Raw genomic sequence first — 248 nt, 5'->3', positions numbered from 1 at the left:
TGAGTCCACGAGCACTAACAGACCGAAGCCACAGTCATACGGCACTGACACCACAGTTCGTATGAGTTCAGGCGGTAACTGGATCGCACATATACACGGTCGGCCGATCATTCGATCGGAACCACCGACACAGGCGTCTCTCCACGAGTTTCGTGGACGAGTCTCGGTTCGAGTCCGAGAGTCGGCGTAAAGGCGGCCAGAGCGGTGGGGAAACACCCGTACCCATTCCGAACACGGAAGTTAAGCCC

Annotated in this window: 1 rRNA gene; it reads left to right on the top strand. The window is 57.3% G+C overall.

Going from position 1 to position 248, the window contains the following annotated elements:
- Positions 1-188: 188 nt before the first annotated feature.
- A 5S ribosomal RNA gene (gene rrf, locus C468_RS15525) occupies positions 189-248 on the top strand; the annotation flags it as partial.

The sequence above is a fragment of the Halorubrum kocurii JCM 14978 genome (assembly GCF_000337355.1).
Taxonomy (GTDB): domain Archaea; phylum Halobacteriota; class Halobacteria; order Halobacteriales; family Haloferacaceae; genus Halorubrum; species Halorubrum kocurii.
This window is presented reverse-complemented; position numbering and strand designations above follow the sequence as displayed.